The 16,588-nt window shown below is 70.9% G+C and carries 17 protein-coding genes and 7 tRNA genes; 10 read left to right on the top strand and 14 right to left on the bottom strand.

Annotated elements, in window-relative coordinates:
• Positions 1 to 42 precede the first annotated feature (42 nt).
• Together ACFVYE_RS06665 and ACFVYE_RS06660 are read right to left on the bottom strand one after the other, a co-directional pair.
• Positions 43 to 1,317 (bottom strand): hypothetical protein, encoded by a 1,275-nt coding sequence (locus ACFVYE_RS06665; protein WP_383969031.1) that lies wholly within the window; start codon positions 1,315 to 1,317, stop codon positions 43 to 45.
• A complete protein-coding gene (locus tag ACFVYE_RS06660; protein WP_327276249.1) occupies positions 1,317 to 1,883 on the bottom strand; it encodes a DUF4365 domain-containing protein in 567 nt (188 codons plus the stop codon). The genes ACFVYE_RS06665 and ACFVYE_RS06660 overlap by 1 nt, the downstream gene beginning before the upstream one ends.
• 192 nt (positions 1,884 to 2,075) lie before the next feature.
• On the opposite strand from ACFVYE_RS06660, the gene ACFVYE_RS06655 reads away from it, so the two are divergent.
• Entirely contained in the window at positions 2,076 to 2,801 is a 726-nt protein-coding gene (locus tag ACFVYE_RS06655) for a 3'-5' exonuclease (RefSeq protein ID WP_389604384.1), read from the top strand.
• A gap of 79 nt (positions 2,802 to 2,880) precedes the next feature.
• On the opposite strand, the gene ACFVYE_RS06650 is transcribed toward ACFVYE_RS06655, so the two are convergent.
• Both ACFVYE_RS06650 and ACFVYE_RS06645 read right to left on the bottom strand, forming a co-directional pair.
• Positions 2,881 to 2,952, bottom strand: a tRNA-Val gene (locus tag ACFVYE_RS06650).
• A gap of 39 nt (positions 2,953 to 2,991) precedes the next feature.
• Positions 2,992 to 3,438 carry an SRPBCC family protein gene (locus ACFVYE_RS06645; protein WP_383969026.1) on the bottom strand — a complete coding sequence of 149 codons (447 nt, stop codon included), beginning with the start codon at positions 3,436 to 3,438 and terminating at the stop codon, positions 2,992 to 2,994.
• Between the two features lie 83 nt (positions 3,439 to 3,521).
• On the opposite strand from ACFVYE_RS06645, the gene ACFVYE_RS06640 reads away from it, so the two are divergent.
• Positions 3,522 to 6,065: an SCO7613 C-terminal domain-containing membrane protein gene (locus ACFVYE_RS06640; RefSeq protein ID WP_383969023.1), complete on the top strand. Its 2,544-nt coding sequence runs from the start codon at positions 3,522 to 3,524 to the stop codon at positions 6,063 to 6,065.
• A 427-nt stretch (positions 6,066 to 6,492) separates the two neighbouring features.
• Here the strand turns inward: ACFVYE_RS06640 and ACFVYE_RS06635 are convergent.
• Together ACFVYE_RS06635 and ACFVYE_RS06630 are read right to left on the bottom strand one after the other, a co-directional pair.
• Positions 6,493 to 6,564: transfer RNA gene (locus ACFVYE_RS06635), tRNA-Val, on the bottom strand.
• Positions 6,565 to 6,618: 54 nt separating this feature from the next.
• Positions 6,619 to 7,110 carry a TIGR02611 family protein gene (locus tag ACFVYE_RS06630; protein WP_383969020.1) on the bottom strand — a complete coding sequence of 164 codons (492 nt, stop codon included), beginning with the start codon at positions 7,108 to 7,110 and terminating at the stop codon, positions 6,619 to 6,621.
• Positions 7,111 to 7,300: 190 nt separating this feature from the next.
• Here ACFVYE_RS06630 and ACFVYE_RS06625 point away from each other — a divergent pair, with 190 nt between their 5' ends.
• Positions 7,301 to 7,714: an SsgA family sporulation/cell division regulator gene (locus ACFVYE_RS06625; protein WP_003959770.1), complete on the top strand. Its 414-nt coding sequence runs from the start codon at positions 7,301 to 7,303 to the stop codon at positions 7,712 to 7,714.
• A 353-nt stretch (positions 7,715 to 8,067) separates the two neighbouring features.
• Positions 8,068 to 8,655 (top strand): CGNR zinc finger domain-containing protein, encoded by a 588-nt coding sequence (locus ACFVYE_RS06620; RefSeq protein ID WP_383969017.1) that lies wholly within the window; start codon positions 8,068 to 8,070, stop codon positions 8,653 to 8,655.
• A 4-nt stretch (positions 8,656 to 8,659) separates the two neighbouring features.
• On the opposite strand, the gene ACFVYE_RS06615 is transcribed toward ACFVYE_RS06620, so the two are convergent.
• The 3 genes from ACFVYE_RS06615 to ACFVYE_RS06605 form a co-directional block, all read right to left on the bottom strand.
• Positions 8,660 to 8,815 (bottom strand): hypothetical protein, encoded by a 156-nt coding sequence (locus ACFVYE_RS06615; protein ID WP_327366311.1) that lies wholly within the window; start codon positions 8,813 to 8,815, stop codon positions 8,660 to 8,662.
• Between the two features lie 356 nt (positions 8,816 to 9,171).
• A complete protein-coding gene (locus ACFVYE_RS06610; protein ID WP_383969013.1) occupies positions 9,172 to 10,191 on the bottom strand; it encodes a LacI family DNA-binding transcriptional regulator in 1,020 nt (339 codons plus the stop codon).
• A 243-nt stretch (positions 10,192 to 10,434) separates the two neighbouring features.
• Positions 10,435 to 10,896: a hypothetical protein gene (locus tag ACFVYE_RS06605; protein ID WP_389604380.1), complete on the bottom strand. Its 462-nt coding sequence runs from the start codon at positions 10,894 to 10,896 to the stop codon at positions 10,435 to 10,437.
• Positions 10,897 to 11,098: 202 nt separating this feature from the next.
• Here ACFVYE_RS06605 and ACFVYE_RS06600 point away from each other — a divergent pair, with 202 nt between their 5' ends.
• Positions 11,099 to 11,614 (top strand): DsbA family protein, encoded by a 516-nt coding sequence (locus ACFVYE_RS06600; protein ID WP_383969007.1) that lies wholly within the window; start codon positions 11,099 to 11,101, stop codon positions 11,612 to 11,614.
• A gap of 13 nt (positions 11,615 to 11,627) precedes the next feature.
• Here ACFVYE_RS06600 and ACFVYE_RS06595 read toward each other — a convergent pair whose 3' ends face one another.
• The 3 genes from ACFVYE_RS06595 to ACFVYE_RS06585 form a co-directional block, all read right to left on the bottom strand.
• Positions 11,628 to 12,464, bottom strand: coding sequence for a GNAT family N-acetyltransferase (locus ACFVYE_RS06595; RefSeq protein ID WP_389604378.1), 837 nt, complete (start codon positions 12,462 to 12,464; stop codon positions 11,628 to 11,630).
• A gap of 64 nt (positions 12,465 to 12,528) precedes the next feature.
• Positions 12,529 to 13,350: an aminotransferase class IV gene (locus ACFVYE_RS06590; protein ID WP_389604376.1), complete on the bottom strand. Its 822-nt coding sequence runs from the start codon at positions 13,348 to 13,350 to the stop codon at positions 12,529 to 12,531.
• Positions 13,350 to 14,384 (bottom strand): chorismate-binding protein, encoded by a 1,035-nt coding sequence (locus tag ACFVYE_RS06585; RefSeq protein WP_389604462.1) that lies wholly within the window; start codon positions 14,382 to 14,384, stop codon positions 13,350 to 13,352. Before ACFVYE_RS06585 ends, ACFVYE_RS06590 begins: the two co-directional genes overlap by 1 nt.
• Positions 14,385 to 14,547: 163 nt before the next feature.
• Between ACFVYE_RS06585 and ACFVYE_RS06580 the strand changes: the two genes are divergently transcribed.
• The 5 genes from ACFVYE_RS06580 (at position 14,548) to ACFVYE_RS06560 (ending at position 14,993) form a co-directional block, all read left to right on the top strand.
• Positions 14,548 to 14,620 (top strand) — tRNA-Gly (locus tag ACFVYE_RS06580).
• A gap of 37 nt (positions 14,621 to 14,657) precedes the next feature.
• Positions 14,658 to 14,731 (top strand) — tRNA-Cys (locus ACFVYE_RS06575).
• Between the two features lies 1 nt (position 14,732).
• Positions 14,733 to 14,804 (top strand) — tRNA-Val (locus ACFVYE_RS06570).
• 19 nt (positions 14,805 to 14,823) lie between these two features.
• Positions 14,824 to 14,895 (top strand) — tRNA-Val (locus tag ACFVYE_RS06565).
• Positions 14,896 to 14,918: 23 nt separating this feature from the next.
• Positions 14,919 to 14,993, top strand: a tRNA-Val gene (locus ACFVYE_RS06560).
• Positions 14,994 to 15,146: 153 nt separating this feature from the next.
• Here the strand turns inward: ACFVYE_RS06560 and ACFVYE_RS06555 are convergent.
• Positions 15,147 to 15,431: a zf-TFIIB domain-containing protein gene (locus ACFVYE_RS06555; protein ID WP_093898382.1), complete on the bottom strand. Its 285-nt coding sequence runs from the start codon at positions 15,429 to 15,431 to the stop codon at positions 15,147 to 15,149.
• 68 nt (positions 15,432 to 15,499) lie between these two features.
• Positions 15,500 to 16,471 carry a phosphotransferase family protein gene (locus ACFVYE_RS06550; protein WP_383968088.1) on the bottom strand — a complete coding sequence of 324 codons (972 nt, stop codon included), beginning with the start codon at positions 16,469 to 16,471 and terminating at the stop codon, positions 15,500 to 15,502.
• Positions 16,472 to 16,588: the final 117 nt, after the last annotated feature.

Genomic DNA, 16,588 nt, shown 5'->3' with positions numbered 1-16,588 from the left:
GCGAAGGGCCGCCCCTCGCCCGCGGCCCGCCCTCTGCGCCCCTCATTCGCCGGTGCACGCCTCCTCGAAATAGTCGACGTTCTCCTGGAGCGACTTCATCAGCCGGTCCCGTTCCGCCTCGTCCACCTGCACGGGCACGACCTGGGAGGTCCGGGTCAGCCGCCGGAAGCCGCCGCGGCTCTCCAGCCTGCCCTCCACCCGGATCGGCAGCCCCACCAGATGGGCATGGCCGGCGATCCGGTACGCCTCCTCGTCCAGCTCCAGCCGTACGTGCGGCACCTCCGCACCCGCCAGCACGCGCAGCCGTACGATCCCCGCGCCACGCGGTCCCGAGCGGCGCAGCCGGACGACGGCGCCGGTGATCCGTACCGTCACGGCGGGTTCGTCCTGGAGGTAGCGGGCGCCCGCCCGGCGCAGGGCGGGCAGGTCGCCCGGGGAGAATTCCACCGGCTCGGGGCGGGCCGGGCAACCCTCGGGGATCCCGGCGGCGGGCGCCCATTCCAGGGCGATCCCGGCCCCTTCCGAGCCCCGGACCAGTGCGATGACGGCCTCGGTGAGTTCCCGGCTGACACCTGCCTCGACAGCGGTGTCGAAGGCATGGAAGCCACCTGTGGCCCGCTGGTAGTCCACTGCCTCGCGGGTGGCGTGCAGGGCGTGGTAGAGGCGTACGGCGACGGCACGGCCCGGTTCGACGGGGACGAAGGCGGTGAGATCGCGGCCTCCGGGCGCGGGCCCGACAAGGATGCCTTCGAGGGCTGCCAGGGCCCTGCGGCGGTGACGTGCGCCGTGGTAGCCGGTGCGCCCCCGTACGGCGAGCGCCCCGGCCAGCAGGATCTGCCGGGCGGCGGTGTGCAACTGCTCCGCCCCCGTCCAGCTGGCGGCCCCGGCCGCTCCCGCGACCGGTTCGGGGACCTCGCGCCACCAGCGGATCTCGTCACTGGGTACGGCGAGCGAGACCAGGACTTCGCGGGCGGAGGGGGCGGCGCTGCGGGCGAGCGCGGTCAGCGCCTCGCCGAGGAGGTCCTCGCTGTCGGGGAAGGCGGTGGTGTCGGGGACGAGGAGGCTCGTACCCCCGCCGGGCGGGGCCGGTGGTCCCGGCGGGGTCCAGCGGCTGTAGCGTCCCGCCGCACCGCCGCGGCGGTGCCAGCCGTGCCGGTCGAGCAGGGCGCCGAGGACCGCGGGGTCGATACGGGCGGGGTCGGGGATATTTCCGAACGGCTCGGCAGCGATGGGCCACGGTCCCGCGGATTCACTGGGGTGCGGGCGTGTCGCTGACGGGATCGCTTCGTTGACGGACTCGTCCATCGGCCGGTGCATCAGGGTCTCCCTCCCGCCCCTACGCGGGTCATGATCTCGCAGAGCGCCCGGTCGTCGAATATGCGTGAGGTCGGGATCCGCACAGTGGTCCTGTGCCGGCCCGTCACCGCGTGGCCGGCCAGATTGGTCCAGTAGCAGCAGTGCCGCAGGTCGAGCCGGTCGTGTCCGGCGCGCAGCCAGTCGTCCTGGCTGCGCGGCACGATCATCACGACCAGGATCTTGTGCACCGACACGGGGGTCCGGGCGAGCTTCACGAGGTGTGCGTTGTCGAGCGTGAAGGAGAACGTCGGTCCGGGCGGGTGCGGCGGGATCTGGTAGGTGCATTTGAGCTGCACCTTTATGGTCACTTCGTCGTCCACGGTGTGGCCGGGGGCGCCGTGGCTGACGTGCCAGTCGATGCCGTTGTCGGGGAAGGGCTGTGACAGGGAGCACCCCGCCGCGGCCGCGACGGCGTGCAAGTAGCCCACCTGGAGGGTCTCCATGCAGGCGGTGGTGGCGAGTGTGCCGCGCAGCGGTGCGATCCGCTGGGGCAGCAGCCCGCTCGGTTCGGGCTGCGCGAGCGCCATGGCTGCGTGTGCCTTCCGGGCTGTGCCGATCGGTTCTTCGTTGCAGGGGTGACGGACAACTTCCTTTCCCGTCACCTGTGTTGTCACCGCGAAGGGCGGCCCGCAAACGGCGTATCAGGCAAAGGGTGCGGGTATCACCGAACCGGGCAGGGGAATCACGCCATCTGCCGTTCGCGCACGAGGAGTTCGGGGATGACTCACTGGTACGAGGGGCCGCTGGCCGCTTTTGACACCGAGACAACGGGAGTGGACGTCGAGGAGGACCGGATCGTTTCGGCCGCCCTGGTCGTCCAGGACACGACAGGCGGGCGGGTGCGTGTCACTCGCTGGCTGGTGAATCCAGGGGTGCCGGTGCCCGCCGGGGCGACCGAGATCCATGGTCTGACCGACGATCATCTTCAGCGCAACGGCCGCTGGCCGGCGCCCGTGGTGGAGGAGATAGCCCGGGCGCTGGCCGAGCAGTGTGCGGCCGGCCGGCCGCTCGTCGTGATGAACGCGCCGTTCGATCTGACGCTGCTGGACCGGGAGCTGAGGCGTCATCGCGCGTCGTCGCTCGCCGGTTATCTGCAGAACGCACCGCTGTGTGTGCTGGATCCGCGCGTACTCGACAAGCATCTGGACCGTTACCGCAAGGGCCGGCGGACCCTCACCGATCTCTGCGAGCTGTACGGGGTGGTGCTGGACGGTGCACATGACGCGGCGGCCGATGCGGCGGCCTCGCTGGAGCTGGTACGGGCGGTGGGGCGGCGGTTCTCGTCCCGTCTGGAGCGGCTGACGCCGGCGGAGCTGCACACCTTGCAGGCCGTGTGGCATGCGGCACAGGCACGCGGCCTGCAGGCGTGGTTCGCGAAGAACGGCACGGCGGAGGCGGTGGATCCTGCGTGGCCGCTGCGCCCGGAGCTTCCTGCTGCGGCGTGATCGGTCACGACCCGGAACCTCTTCCCGGACACGCAGAAGCCGGTCCGTCGATTCTGCTGACGGACCGGCCTCTTCCGGGTGGGCGATACTGGGTTCGAACCAGTGACCTCTTCGGTGTGAACGAAGCGCTCTCCCACTGAGCTAATCGCCCGGGAACGGGTTGAACCATACAGGGCCCGGCGGGTCTGGTTCAAACTCCTTCCAGCCGGGCCGCGAGGCCCCGCCGTCCGGCACGCATCATCAAGGCGTGGTTGGCCCGGAACACGGCGCGTCCGGGCACCGCGAGGAACCGCATCAGCCGTCTGTGCACCTCGACCTCCTGCTCGTAGGTGGCACGGCTGCCGGTGCCGTGCGCGGTGACCGTCCACCGGGCCCAGCCGTCGAGGTCGCCGCTGAGGGTCGCTTCGAGGACCCTGGCCCGGGGGTCACGGCGGCGTTCGCGGACGGTCATGACGAGGTCGTACGGGAGGAAGGAGCGGATGCGGGTGGTGCCGGTGGTGCCGTCGACCGAGGTGACCTCGCGGATCTGCGGCCACCATCGCGGGTAGTCATCCGCGCGTCCGAGGATCTCGTACACGGCATCGGGTGGGCCTGGCAGGTCCCAGATACTCACAAATCGGTAGTGACTCCAGTCCATGGTCCCAGTCTGCGCGTACTCAGCCGGTTAACTGAGTACCCGAGCGCATGTCCGAACCTGTGGCTCGCGCCACACTCCCGTTCATGGAACATGTGCCGCCGCCCGCCGAGGAATTGGCGCTCCTCGATCGCGAGCTGGCCCGGCTGGATGCCCGCCGGTCCCAGTTGCTGGTTCGTCGTGCCTGGCTGCTGAGCGTGCTCACGCCGCCCGCACCACCGTTCGCCCCTCCGTTCGGACCGCCGTCGCCGGTCCGGCCGTCGGCGCCGTTCGCGGCTCCGTTCGGGCCTCCTGCCGCGGCTGTCGGGCCGCGTGGTGCGCAGAATGTGCTGCTCACCCTGGGCGGTCTGCTGCTGACGATCGCGGCGATCGCATTCACTCTGGTCAGCTGGGGGCATATGGGCATCGGTGGCCGCTCGGCGGTGCTCGGGATGGTGACGGTCGCGGCGCTCGCCGCTCCTGCCGTACTGCTGCGCCGTGGGCTGCCCGCGACAGCCGAGTCGCTCGCCGCCCTGGCTTCGGTGCTGATGGTGCTGGACGCGTATGCGCTGCACCGGGTGGCGGTACCGGAGGCCGACGGACGCGGTTTCGCCGCGGTCGCCGCGGCAGTGCTGGCCGTGCTCTGGGGCGCGTACGGGCTGCTGCTCGACCGGCTGCGGCTGCCTCTGCACCTGGCGGTGGTGAGTGCACAGCTGCCGTTGCTGCTGTGGGCGTGGGCGGCGGGTGCGGGAGCCACGGTGTTCGGCTGGGCGTTGCTGGTGACGGCGGCATTGGACTGCGCGATCACGGTGTGGGGCAAGGGGGTTGCCGCACGGGTGACGGCCTGCGTCTGCTGCTGGGCGACGGGTCTGCTGGGGCTGCTGGTGGCCCTGGCGCAATCGGTGTCCGCCGATGCGGCGTCGGCCGCGCTGGCGCCGGGTGTGCTGTTGCTCGTGGGTGCGCTGATCGCGGTGTCCGGGGCGTGGCGTGCACCGGCGGGGCTTGCGGTGGCCGGTGGTGTGGTGGCCGGGTTGTGCGGGGTGGCCGCCGTGGGTGGTGTGCTGCGTGCCGGGGTGGCCTGGGGCTGGTCGGTGCCGGTGTATCTGCTGTGCGGTGTGGTGCTGTTGGTGGCGGTGCGCGCTCCGCTGCCGCGTCCGGTCGGGCAGGGGCTGGTATGGGCCTCGTCGACGGTGACCGTCGGAGCGGTGCTGGCCGCGGCGCCACCGGTCGGCCTGTCGCTGATGGGTGCGGTGTCGCAGCTGGCCCGCGTGTGGTCGGGGACGCCGGACGGTGGTGTCCGGGGCGCGCTGGGCGTGGAGGGTCCGGCGTGGTCCCAGATGGCTGCGGCGCCGGTGGTGCTGCTGGTGGTGGCCGGTCTGCTGGGGGCGGTGCACCGGTCGTGGGCGTGGCTGGTGCGGACGGCCGGGCCGGTGCTGTCGCCGGGTGCGGCGTGGCGGGGTGCGGCGGGGGCGGGTGCGGTGGCGCTCGGCTGGGCGGGGTTCACCGTGCTGCCCGCAATGCTGGGGATGCCGTACGCCGCTGCTGTGTCGGTGCAATTGACTCTGGTCGCCGGGGTGTTGGGGGTGGCGGTACGAGGTCTGCGCCGCAGGACGGATGGTGTGGGGCTGACTGCGCTGGTGTGCGGTCTGGCCGGCGCGGTGAGTACGGGGATGCTGTCGCTCGCGGCGGAGGCTGCCACGTACGCGGTGTTCGCGGTGCTGCTGGTGGTGTTCGCCGGGGCCGCGATGATGCTCGGCGGCGCTGCGGTGCCGGCGGCGCGGACATTGCCGCCGCTGCCGTCCGGTCAAGCGGCACGGTCCGTAACGGCGTTGCAGACCGTGCAGACGGTGACGGCGTGCGGTGCGGTGGTGTGCGGGATGGTGCTCGCCCGTGCGGTCGGGGCGTCGCTGGGGCTTGCCGCGCATCAGGCGGCGCCGGTCATGCTGGCCGTCCCTGCGGTGACGGTGTTGCTCGGAGCTCGGCTGCGGGGTCTCCCGTCGGCTCTGCCCGTCGAGCTGACCGGGGCCGTGGCGGGCGTGGTGGCGGTGGGCATGGCAGTGACGGACCGGCCGTTCCTGGCGTTGGTGCTGGCGCTGTGCGGGGTACTGGCGGCAGGTACGGCCGTACGGGCCGAACGGCGGCCGGTGGCCGGGTATCTGGCGATGACGCTGTTCATCCTGGCGGCCTGGCTACGGCTGTCGGCTTCGGGGGTGTCGACCCCGGAGGCGTACACCCTGCCGGTGACGGTGCCCGCTCTGGCAGTCGGTGCGCTGCGCCGGCGCCGTGATCCGGATGCCTCGTCGTGGACGGCGTACGGTGCGGGCCTCGCGGCGACGCTGGTGCCGAGCCTCTTCACGGCATGGGCCGATCCGCACTGGGTGCGGCCTCTGCTGCTCGGTGCGGCGGCACTGGTGATCACCCTGTCGGGCGCGCGGCTGCGGCTGCAGGCGCTGCTGCTGCTCGGTGGTGCGGTGCTGGCTCTGGACGCCCTGCACGAACTCGCGCCGTACGTGGTCCAGGTCGTCGGCGCCCTGCCGCGCTGGCTGCCGCCCGCGCTGGCCGGGGTGCTGCTGCTGGTGGTCGGGGCGACATACGAACAGCGGCTGCGCGACGCCCGGCGGCTGAAGGACGCTCTGGGCCGGATGCGTTGACGGCGTGGCCGCATGGCCGACCCGGCCGCCCCCATGGGCCTCGGGCCGGCCTGTGGCCATTTCGTCGTCGTCGGAGGCGTACCGGACAAGGATGTTGTCGCAGCCGAACTGCCCCTCGGAGTCGCGCAGTACGCGTTCCTCACCGTACTTGCGCAGAAATACGACGGAGTTCCGAAAGGCATCGGGAGATGCATTTGCCCACGGAGGCTCGGGGGTTGAACTCTTTCCAGGAATTCTCGTAGCCATGGAAGGCGACCCCGGCAGCCCGCCCCACCCTGATATCCGGATGCTTCTTCTCGAAGAACGAACCCCGGCGTCACCCACTGCCACGATCGATTGAATCGTTCACATAGGCGTCACAACGAGTGGGCGCGGAAACGCAGAGGACCCGTGAGACTCTGCGGTCTCACGGGCCCTCTGTCCGGGGTGGGCGATACTGGGTTCGAACCAGTGACCTCTTCGGTGTGAACGAAGCGCTCTCCCACTGAGCTAATCGCCCGGGCGCAGGCCAAACATTACCCCATGTCAGCGGCGCCCCATGACCATCCCCGGGTCACTCGTGGATCTTCCACGGCATGGTGATGCCGAACTTCCAGACGTAGATCCCCACCAGCACCGCGATGATCACCAGACCGATCACGGTGAGGATGATGTTGCGACGCCGGACCTTGGGGTCGAGCGCCCGCTGAGCGGCCTCGGTGACCTTCCGCCGCGTCCAGCGCAGCACCAGCTGCGCCCAGACGAACTCGGTCGCCCAGACCGCCATGCCGCCGAAGATCACCAGCCAGCCGGGGCCGGGCAGCGGCAGCATGATGATGCCCGCCACGACCACCGCGAGGCCGACCACGAAGACGCCGACCTGCCAGCTCAGATGCAGCGCCCTGGACGCCTTGATGAACCCGGGCGCCCTGGACCCGAGCTCTCGGTCCTCCTTCGTCACACCCTCCGTGACATCTCCCGTCACGCTTTCCCTCACATCCCCCGCGGCGGACACCGGTTTCGCCGGTACGGCGTCCCCGTCCCGCTCGTCACTCTCCGCATTCATGGGAGCCAACCTACCGGAACGGTCTTCATCACCGGAATGGCCGCATAACCCAAAGTTACACACCGCTGTACGAGCTACTTGAAGGAACACAAAAAGGTCAGAGGGGTTTACAACGCCACCGTAGGTGGCATGTCGATTTCGCCGACGTGCGAATCCCCGAGCGCACACTGAGCGAAAGGCCCTGGCGCTTATGAACACCACGGTCAGCTGCGAGCTGCACCTGCGCCTCGTTGTGTCGAGCGAGTCCTCACTGCCTGTACCTGCGGGCCTGCGGTATGACACGGCCGATCCTTATGCCGTGCACGCCACCTTCCACACCGGAGCGGAGGAAACGGTCGAGTGGGTTTTCGCCCGCGACCTCCTTGCCGAGGGGCTTCATCGGCCCACCGGCACCGGAGACGTCCGCGTCTGGCCATCCCGTAGCCACGGCCAGGGCGTCGTCTGCATCGCGCTGAGCTCCCCAGAGGGCGAAGCCCTGCTCGAGGCCCCGGCGAGGGCCCTGGAGTCGTTCCTGAAAAGGACCGACGCCGCGGTTCCGCCAGGCACCGAGCATCGTCACTTCGACCTCGATACGGAGCTCTCACACATCCTGGCCGAGAGCTGAGCCAGGCCGAGAGCTGCACGGCGCCGTCCGACTCGGGGAGGCGGCGCCGCGCGGAAAACCTCATAGGGCTGACACCGGCGCCGTCATCACGGAATCCACCGTGGTGACGGCGTCGGCGCGTTCCGCCGCAGCCGCGCCCGCACGCCCCACACACATGGGCGGGCGCCCGGGGCCCCGAGGTGCCCGCCCACGGCCCGGACGGACAGTCTCCGGCCACGGACACCCACAGGCGGCCGGTAAGCGCTCCCCGCGCCCCTCATGGACCCTCTCGGGCCTCTGTGCGCCGACGCCGAGCCAGTAGAGTCAGCCGGCATCGGCGGGCACCCGCCCGCCGGAGGCCAGGGAGCGAAAGCGTGCTGATCCCCCACGACACCCGGATCGCCCTCGACACGGTGGTCGATCTGCTGAACACCGCACCGGAGAGCGAACCCCCGGGAAGCGGACAGCCGGAGAGCGAGCCGATCGACGGTCTCGCCGACATCGCAGCGCTGTACGACTTCGCGCAGCGCCATCGCATCAGCGGCGTGGATGAGCTCCACGAGAAGGACCTGCGCGCCGTACAGGACGTACGGACGCGCTTCGCCGCGATCTTCGCGACGGACGACGCGCAGATCGCCGCCCCGCTCGTCAACGCCCTCATCGCCGCCGCCGGCACCACACCGCAGCTCAGCAATCACGACGGCTACGACTGGCATGTCCACTACTTCGCACCGGACGCCTCGATCGCCGACCACCTCGCGGCCGACTGCGGCATGGCGCTGGCCTTCATCGTGGTCGCGGGCGAGCAGGAGCGGCTGCGGCGCTGCGAGGCTCCGGACTGCCGGCACGCCTTCGTCGATCTCTCCCGCAACCGCTCCCGCCGCTACTGTTCCAGCCGGACCTGCGGTAACCGTCTGCATGTGGCCGCGTACCGGGCACGCCGCAAGGAAGCGGCCGGCTGACCACTCACAGCATGAAGAGATCATGCAGCGCGGCCATCAGCAGCAGGCTGCCGATCACCGCGAGGAAGATCATCAGAGGGGGCTGGGAAAGCGCGAAGAGGCAGCCGCGCGGCTCTTCGGCAGGGCTTGCGGGGGCATCGCCCCGGGAGGTGTCCACCATCTCGGGACGATCATGACTCAGTCCGGGCCCCGTTGGCGATCAACACGCTTTCTTGTACAGGGAGTTCACCCACCCCGGGGCCGGGCACGATTCGCTCCGGCGTCCGATCGGCCGTCACATTTTCGGTACGCCGGCCGGCGAGCCCCTCCATCGCACGCGACACATCGTGGACGTCGGCGTTGCTCAACGCCGCATTGCGCACTTTGAATTCGAGGCCCGTCGGGTAAACGGCCGGCCGGTCGCGGACGCGCCGCCAGAAGACATCGAAGTCCTACGCCTCACCGGACTCCGTTCGGCAGTTGCCGAGTTGGGCCAGGAACGGCGTGAAAGAAGCCGGGCGGGTGGGGGCCTCGACCTCAGCGCGGCGTCGCGCTGGAGGCGCGCACCACGAGTTCCGGCTGGAGCACCACGCTGCGGTGCTCGTGCGCACCACCCCCGTCGTCCGCCTCCTCCAGCAAGAGCTCCGCGGCCATCCTGCCCATGACGACCGCGGGCTGGCGGACCGAGGTGAGCGGTACGGCAGCGGCGGCGGCGAATTCGATGTCGTCGTAGCCGACGATGGCGATGTCGTGCGGCACCCGCACGCCCGCCGCGTACAGCGCCTGAAGCACACCGAGGGCAAGCAGGTCGTTGGCGCAGAACACCGCGGTCGGCCGCGGCACAAGACCGAGCAGCCGGGCCCCGGCATCGCGGCCCGCCGCCACGTCCAGGCGGTCGGAGGGGATCTCGACGAGTGCCTCGGGCGGCAGTCCGGCGTCGGCGAGGGCCGACAGGGCGCCTTCGCGCCTGTCCCTGATCTGATGCAGGTCGCCGGGGCCGCTGACATACGCCACCGACCGGTGCCCGGCCGAGACCAGATGACCGACGGCGAGAGCGCCACCGCGGACGTCGTCGACGGAGACCGCGCAGGTCCCCGCGCCGGACGCCACCCGGTCCACCAGTACGAAGGGAATCCGGTGACGGCTGAACGCCTCCAGGTTGCGGCCGGTCGCGTCGGCCGGGGTGACCAGGACTCCGCACACCCGCTGCTCGGCGAAGAGCCCGAGGTACTCGGCCTCCTCCGCCGGGCTCTGGCCGCTGTTGCAGACCATGACACCGAGGCCGGCCGCACGGGCGGCGCGCTCGGCACCCCGGGCCACGTCGACGAAGAACGGATTGCCCATGTCGAGGACGAGCAGTGCCATGATCCGGCTGCGGCCCGCCCTGAGCTGGCGGGCCGATTCGCTGCGCACGTACCCGAGCTGCTCGATGGCGGCCAGCACCCTGGCACGGGTCTCCGGCAGCACCGCCTCGGGCCGGTTGATCACGTTGGACACGGTGCCCACGGAGACCCCGGCCTGCCGGGCCACATCCTTGATCCCTGCCACACGCGCCACTTGCCCTGCCCCACTGATGCCCTCGGCCGCACCGGTCCGCGGCGTCACCCCATCGTACGGACGCCGTCATGAGGCACTCCGTCGCCCCGGGCCGGTTTCCCGGGGATCACCCGCAGCGGAATGAATTGTTTCAATCCGATCGGGACGCTAGCTCCATCCCCGTTCACCGTCAAGGTGGGTCATGAATCGATTCATTCATCCGGGGTTGCACACACCCCCGCCGGAAGAGGGCGGGGGCGCGGATCAGATTCCGTGCTTCTTCAGGATGGCCTCGATGTCGCTGAAGTCCTCGCCCGACGAGGCGGACTGCTGCTTCGGCTTCGCCTTCGGACGCGCCTGCGTCTGCGTCGCCGGGAGCCCGGATCCCAGGGAGGGCCCCGAAGCCGCAGGAGCGATGGCCTCGCTCTGCGCTGCCCGGGCGGCGGCCTTGCGCTCCTTACGACTACCGACGCCGCGGCGCTCGATCGCACGAGTGGTCATGAACAGCAGCCAGGCCACGGCGAGCAGCCCGAAGCCGATCCAGACGCTCGGCCTGAAGGCGATTCCGGCGACCCAGTCCACGACTCCGGTCAGCACCAGGCCGATCGGCACCAGGGAGTAGGCGGCGATCCGGGCGGCGGCGAGGAAGCGCTTCCGGTACGCGGTGACGGCGGCGATGCCCAGGCCCGCCGCGGACGCCGCGGAGCAGATGGTCTCGGCAAGCATCGGGGCCTCCAGGCGCAAGGGGAAACGTCCCTTCCATCCTGCACCGGTCAGCGCCCGAGCGGCCACGATCCGGGACCACATCAGGGACATTTCAGGGCCGGGATCCTCCCCAGGTGCCGATCGGAAGCGATCCGGCCCTATGGAGGCGGAGCGGATCGGTTGCCGATTGGGACGCTCGCGCGGGCCCTGGGAGACTGGGCGCATGAGCGATTCCACCCCCGCAGCGCCCGTCGTCCTCGACGTCTGGTGCGAGCTCCAGTGCCCCGACTGTCACCAGGCCCTCACCGATGTGCACGCCCTGCGGGCCAAGTACGGCGACCGCATCGAGGTGCGGCTGCGGCACTTCCCGCTGGAGAAGCACAAGTACGCCCACGCCGCCGCGCAGGCCGCCGAGGAGGCAGCGGCCCAGGGCAAGGACTGGCCGTACATCGAGGCGGTTCTCGCCCGTACCGACGACCTCGGCCGCACCGGCGAGCCGCTGCTGATCGAGGTGGCGCGGGAACTCGGCCTGGACGCCGAGGAGATGGACACCGCTCTGATCGACGGACGCCACATGCTGATCGTCGACGCCGACCAGGCCGAGGGCAAGGCGATCGGGATCACCGGCACGCCGACGTATGTGATCGGCGACGAGCGGCTGGACGGCGGCAAGAGCCAGGACGGGCTGCGCGAACGGATCGAGGAGATCGCCGACCGGCTGCTCGCCGAGCAGGGCTGAGCCGACGCGGCCGCTAGAGCGTCTTGGCCAGGTTGTACTGAGTCGTTCGGTAACCGAGCGACTCGTACAGCCGCAGCGCCGGCGTGTTGGCGGCGAAGACGTGCAGCCCGAGGCGGTGGGCGCCCGCGTCCAAGGTGATGCGCTCGGCCTGCCGCATGAGGGCACGTCCGTAGCCACGGCCCCGGTGTTCCTCGCTCACCTCGACATCGAAGACGAATCCGGTTATTTCACCCGGGCGGTCTTCGCGCACCGACACCCATACATGGCCGACGACCGCGCCCTCGTGAACGAGGACGTGGAAATGCATGCCTGCGGTGTCGATGCCGTTCGGCAGGTTCCGGGCATGGTCGGACCGCGACTTCTGCATGGCCTGCTCGACCGGGACGCCCTGGTCGATCCAGGACTGCGCATACGTGTCGACGCTGGTGCGCTGCCAGTGCGCGAACTCCTCGGCACTCATCGGCCGGGCGACGGCACCGTCCAGGGGCGCCGGAGCCGTCCGGTCGAGGTCCTTGAGCATGTTCCGGCTGCGTTCGGTGTAACCGAGTGCGGCCGCCAGCCGCTGGGCCCCCTCGTTGTCCGCGGGTGCTGTGAGGAACACCTGGTTGCATCCCCACCCTCGCAGCACCTCCTCGGCGGCGAGCGCGGCAATGGTGCCACGGCCCCGCCGCCGGCTCGGCTCGTCGACGCTCAGGGAACGCAGCACACCGGCCGACGCACCGAACCCCGGATCCGTGCCGATCTCGACGGCGCCGACGGGCCGCCCGTTGTCGCACACGGCGTAAGCACGGCTCTTCGCGCCGTCGGCGCCTTGCTGGATCGGCCCGGTCGGCCGGAGGGTCGTGGTCATCGGAGACGTTCTATCCGCTGGACCCCGGCCCGTCACCCTGTTTTACGGGTTCGAGGTACGGGTTCTACGGGTCGAGGTCGTTCCCGGCCCGCTCGTCGAAGATCCGCATGGCCTTGGCGGTCACCGGTCCGGGCCCGCCGGGCAGCTCCCGGCCGTCCACCCGGTGGACGGCCTGCACATCACGCAGCGTGGAGGTCAGGAAGATCTCCTCGGCCCGTTCCAGGGCATCGAACGGCAGGTCGGTCTCCTCGGCCCCCGTCCACTCCACGGCCAGTGCACGAGTGATCCCGGCGAGGCAGCCGGAGGCGACCGGCGGGGTGTGCGCCCGCCCGTCGAGGACGACGAAGACATTGGACCCGGTGCCTTCGCAGAGCTGTCCGACCGTATTGGCGAAGAGCGCCTCCGACGCGCCGTGCTCATGGGCGCGGGCGAGGGCGACAACGTTTTCGGCGTACGAGGTGGTCTTGAGCCCGGCGAGCGCACTGCGTTCGTTGCGCGTCCAGGGGACGGTGATCACGGCGGTGGTGTCCGGGCGGCGCCCCGCCTCCCCCAGGGCGACGACGAGGCCGGGGCCGGCGTTGCCACGGTCGGAGCCGAGCGGGGAGAGTCCCCCGGTGTAGGTGATGCGCAGCCGGCCGAGCGCCATCGGGTTGGCGTCGATGACGGCGGTGCAGGCGCGGCGCACCTCGTCGAGGTCGGGGTCGGGAAGGCCGAGGCCACGGGCGGAGCGGGTCAGCCGGTCGAGGTGGCGGGTGAGGGCAAAGGGCCTGCCGTCGACGGTCTTGACCGTCTCGAAGATGCCGTCCCCCACGGTGAGTCCGTGATCGAGCACGGACACCCGGGCGTCGCCGGCGTCCCGCAGTTCGCCGTTGACCCAAATCCTCATTACGCGGTCCTTCCAGTCGCTTCGTAAGCGCCCGACGCTACAGCGAGCAGCCGGGAGGCCTTGAGTTCGGTCTCGTCCCATTCGCGCTCCGGGTCGGAGCCCCAGGTGATGCCGGCCCCGGTGCCGAAGCGCAGTACCGGTGCGGTCCGGGCCCGGTCGATCCAGAAGGTCCGTATGCCGACAGCCAGGGAGGCGGTGCGGCGGTCGGCGTCGACCCAACCGATGCCGCCGCAGTAGGGCCCGCGCGGTGCGGTCTCCAGTTCCTCGATGATCCTGAGGGCGCTGGACTTGGGTGCCCCGGTGACGGAGCCGGGCGGAAACGCCGCGCCGAGGAGTTCGGGCCAGCCGGTGCCCTCGGCGAGCTCTCCGCGCACGGTGGAGACGAGGTGGACCAGGCCCGGGTGCTTCTCCACCACGCAGAGGTCGGGGACCGTGACCGATCCGGTGGCGCAGACCCGGCCGAGGTCGTTGCGGACCAGGTCGACGATCATCACGTTCTCGGCGTGGTCCTTCTCCAGCAGATCGTCCTCGGTCCGTCCGGTGCCCTTGATCGGTCCCGACTCGACGATCCGGCCGTCACGCCTCAGGAAGAGTTCGGGGGAGGCTGTGGCGATCTCCACGCCGTGCTCGGGCAGCCGAATCGTTCCTGCGTACGGGGCGGGGTTGCCGCGTGCCAGCAGCGCGGTCAGCGCGTCCACGTCCGCGGCGGCCGGGTCGGGCAGTGGCGCGGTCATCACCCGGCAGAGGTTGGCCTGGTAGACCTCGCCCGCCGCGATGTACTCGCGGATCCGCCGTACACCCGCGGTGTACGCGGCACGGTCCAGGGACGAGTTCCAGTCACCGGCCGCGGGGCCACGCCAGGCGCCGCGTACCGGGGCAGGCACCGCCTCGGTACGTACGGCGGCAAAGCGCGCGCAGACGAGGCGGCCCTCGAAATCGGCGGATACGGCCCAGAAGCCGGACGAGTCGAGGGCTGCGGGATCACTGGTCACGTCCTGCAGATCGGACGCGACGAAGCCGCCGAAGCGGGCCATTGGGGCGAGGTCGTGCACGCCGTTGAGTCTAGGACGGCGCGCGATGACCTGCGCCGGGGCGAACGCACCTCAGCACGCTGCACAAACGCGTTTTTGTACTGGCCGGGGAATCCGCTAGAGTTCAACACGTCGCCGGGACGCGCAAGCGGACCGGGAAAGACAAGCGGACGTAGCTCAGTTGGTAGAGCGCAACCTTGCCAAGGTTGAGGTCGCCAGTTCGAACCTGGTCGTCCGCTCGCAGAAAGTGGGGGATCTTCCCGAACCCTCACTCCTGGTGGAGTGGCCGAGAGGCGAGGCAACGGCCTGCAAAGCCGTCTACACGGGTTCAAATCCCGTCTCCACCTCCAAGGACGATTAGCTCAGCGGGAGAGCGCTTCCCTGACACGGAAGAGGTCACTGGTTCAATCCCAGTATCGTCCACTGGTCCGCAAGGATCCCCGCGCGATTAGCTCAGCGGGAGAGCGCTTCCCTGACACGGAAGAGGTCACTGGTTCAATCCCAGTATCGCGCACGCAGTACACGCAGGTTCACCCTGCGCGATTAGCTCAGCGGGAGAGCGCTTCCCTGACACGGAAGAGGTCACTGGTTCAATCCCAGTATCGCGCACCAGCAAGAGCCCCGGTCGTCTCGGCGACCGGGGCTTTGTCGTTTCCGCGATCAGCAGCGGTGGGTACCGGTGTGCGGCTGGACGCCGGAACGCACCGCGGGCCCGGACGGATGGCGTCCGGGCCCGCGGTCAGGCGCTCACCGGTGTCGGCCCGCTCAGGACGAGAAGAGCATGTGGCCGAAGCTCTTGTGCCGGTAGTGACCGCCGTGGTGGCCGCCGTGGTGCTGCGGGGCGCCCCAGGCGGGCGCCGGGGCGGCCGGGTAGGCCTGCGGGGCGGGCGGCGCCGGCGGGGCCTGCTGCGTCCACTGCGCCTCGATGCGGGTCAGGGACTCCAGCTCGCCGTAGTCGAGGAAGATCCCCCGGCAGCCGCTGCACTGCTCGATCTGTATGCCATTGCGGTTGTACGTCTGCATCTGTGCGTGGCACTTGGGACACTGCATGGTTCGGCTCTCTCCTCGCCGTCGGGTCGCCGTCGCCGGAATACATGCCCGCCGACGGTCGGTTCAGCCTACGACGAGGGCTCGGCGGCCAACTCGGGCGGGAGGGAGGCAATTCGGGCACAGGCGTCGATCATCGTCTGTTCCACCTCATCCGGAGTTCGGCCCTCCGCCGCAGACTTGGCGAATGCCAGGGCCGCGGTCTGAACGGTCAGGGCCCGGGCCGGGACGTCCAGTTCGGGCCAGGGGTCGCCCTCGGCGCGTACGGCAGGTCCGCCGGCTGCCCGGTAGGCGTCCAGGAACCGGAGCCAGACCTCGGGCGGCAGCAGCCCGGCCGCGTACCAGGCGGCGGGGCGGGCGAGGTCCCATGCGGGGTCGCCGAGGCCGGCGTCGTCGACATCGATGAGCAGCCAGGGGCCGTGCGGGGCGGGGTGGCGGACCAGTTGCCCGAGGTGCAGATCGCCGTGGCACAGGAAGCGGGAGCGGTGCGGGGGCGCGGCGGCTTCGTCGCGGGCCCAGGCGGGCAGGCGGTGCCACGCTTCGCGTACGGGGGTGGTGGCCGGGTCGCCGGGCCGGGCGGCGTGCATCCGGGCGACGGCGAGCGAGGCCTTGGCGGGGCCCCGCATGGGCGGGAGCGCGAGGGAGGGCGGGGGCGGGGTCAGGTGCAGCCCGGCCAGCAGGACGGCGGCCTCTTCCCAGGGGGCGGCGTCGGGGTCGCCGGGGTCGACGGGCTCGCCGTGGGGCCACAGGGTGACCGGGCGGCCCTGGATGGTGGTGGACGGCACGGGGGGCCGGGGCTGCAGGGGGGCTAGGAGGACGCCGGCCAGGCGGGGGTCGTTCGCGAGGGTCAGCCGGGTCAGCAGGTCGGGGGTGTCCGTGCCGGGGGCGTGTGCCTTGGCGACGACGGGCCCGCTGCGGACCACCGTGCCGTCCGCACGGTCGGCGAGCACTGCTGGTGGCGGGCAGGCACAGATGTCCTCGGGTTGGGCGTGGGCGGCCCGGTGGGCGAGGGCGCCCAGCGCGCGTACGACTGCGGTGGTCACGGTCTCCCCCGGTGGCGGACAGATGCGGGCGGACAGATGCGGGCGGCCCGATACGCGCCGGGCCCGCCGATGAGCGTACGCGCGTCGCGAAAAGACCCCGGACAGCGCGATGTCCGG

Source organism: Streptomyces sp. NPDC058239 (genome assembly GCF_042882185.1).
Taxonomy (GTDB): domain Bacteria; phylum Actinomycetota; class Actinomycetes; order Streptomycetales; family Streptomycetaceae; genus Streptomyces.
The sequence above is the reverse complement of the archived record's forward strand: the minus strand, read 5'-3'. Positions and strand labels throughout refer to the sequence as shown.